This window comes from Streptomyces sp. NPDC044064 (genome assembly GCF_056434245.1).
On record NZ_JBWKFN010000078.1, the window covers coordinates 1 to 2,173 of the forward strand.

1 pseudogene is annotated in these 2,173 nt (G+C 70.5%); it reads right to left on the reverse strand.

The features are described 5' to 3' along the window. Positions 1-2,146, reverse strand: a pseudogene (locus AC07DS_RS46285) (type I polyketide synthase); the annotation flags it as partial. Positions 2,147-2,173 lie beyond the last annotated feature (27 nt).

Sequence of the window (2,173 nt, forward strand, 5' to 3'; positions counted from 1 at the left end):
CCTCCGCGAACACCGGGAAGCGCACGTACAGCTCACGCCCCATACCCAGCCGCTGCGACCCCTGACCCGAGAACAACACCGCCAACGACCGCTCAGCCGCCACACCACGAGCGATCTCGGCACCGTCCACCAGCACCGCACGGTGCTCCAATGCCCCCCGTCCGGCGGCCGCGAGGGAGTAGGCCAGGTCCAGCGGGCTGATGTCGTCGAGCGTGGTGATGCGCTCGGCTTGAGCGTCGAGCGCCGTCTCGGACTTGCCTGACACGGTGCAAGGCAGGACGGTGGGGGTCACGTCCGGGTCGGTGTCGTCGGGTTCCACCGGCGGGGCCTGCTCGATGATGGTGTGCGCGTTGGTGCCGCTGATACCGAAGGCCGACACCGCCGCGCGGCGCGGCCGGTCGCTCTGCGGCCACGGCATCGCCTCGGTGAGGAGTCGTACGTCACCGGCAGTCCAGTCGACGTGCGTGGAGGGGGTATCCACGTGCAGGGTGCGCGGCAGCACCCCGTGCCGCATCGCCATCACCATCTTGATCACGCCGGCCACACCGGCCGCGGCCTGCGTGTGACCGATGTTCGACTTCAGCGAGCCGAGCAGCAACGGACGCTTCGGATCGCGTTCCCGCCCGTACGTGGCGAGCAGCGCCTGTGCCTCGATGGGGTCGCCGAGCGTGGTGCCCGTGCCATGGCCTTCGACGGCGTCCACGTCCGTGGGTGACAGGCCGGCGTTCGCGAGGGCCTGTCGGATAACTCGTTGCTGCGACGGGCCGTTGGGGGCGGTCAGGCCATTGCTTGCGCCGTCCTGGTTGATCGCCGAACCGCGGAGCACCGCGAGCACCTGGTGTCCGTTGCGGCGGGCGTCCGAGAGCCGTTCGAGTACGACGACGCCGACGCCCTCCGACCATCCGGTGCCGTCGGCCGCGTCCGCGTACGCCTTGCACCGGCCGTCCGTCGCCAGACCGCCCTGCCGCGTGAAGCCCGGAAAGCCGAGGGAGGACGACATGACGGTGACGCCACCGGCCAGAGCCAGGGTGCACTCACCGCTGCGCAGCGACTGGGCGGCCAGATGCATGGCGACCAGCGACGAGGAGCAAGCCGTGTCGACGGTGACGGCCGGGCCCTCCAGCCCGAAGGTGTACGAGACACGGCCGGACACGACACTTGCGGCGAGACCGGTGCTGGCGTGTCCCTCGATGTCCTCCGCCGAGTTCATCACGAGGGTCAGGTAGTCCTGGCCCCCGGTACCGACGAACACACCGGTCGCGCTCCCGCGCAGCGCTGCCGGGTCGATGGCCGCGCGCTCGATCGCCTCCCAGGAGGTTTCGAGGAGGAGCCGCTGCTGCGGGTCCATGGCCAGAGCCTCACGCGGAGAGATCCCGAAGAAGCCCGCGTCGAACTCGCCGACTCCGTGCAGGAATCCGCCCTTGGCCGTCGCGCTTCGACCGCGCCCGTCGGGCCCATGCCCTCCGCCAAGGAGGGTGCCCAGGTCCCAGCCCCGGTCGGTGGGGAAGTCTGCTATACCTTCCCGCCCTTCCGTGACGAGTGCCCACAAGTCCTCCGGTGAGTCGACACCTCCAGGCAGTCGACAGGCCATCCCGACGATGGCGATGGGGTCGTCTGCCGCCCCCGCGACCACGGCGGTCGGCACGTGGACATCGCTGTTCTCGTCGAGCAGTTCGGTGACGAGGTGCTGGGCGAGGACTGCCGGGGTGGGGTGGTCGAAGACCAGGGTGGCGGGCAGGCGCAGTCCGGTGACGGCGGTGAGCCGGTTGCGCAGCTCCAGCGCGGTGAGGGAGTCGATGCCGAGATCGTGGAAGTCGCGGTCCGCGTGGATGGCCTGAGCAGAGACGTGGCCCAGGACAGAGGCGGCCTCCGTCCGCACCATGTCCACGACGAGGCGAACCCGCTCGCCCTCACGCAGGTCCCACAGCCGCGCCGCGAGTGCCACGGCGGTGCCCGAACCGCTCGCCGTCGTCGCAGCCATGCGCCGCCCGCCACGGACGAGACCACGGAACATGGTCGGGACCTCACCGCGCGTACGGGGCGAGGTGGAGGCGGTGAGCCGTCCGATGGGGATGAGATGGGGTTCGTCGAGGGTGGTCGCCGCGTCGAGGAGGGCCAGACCCTGCTCCACTGTCAACGGCGGGATACCGGACGAGGTGATCCGTTTGCGGTC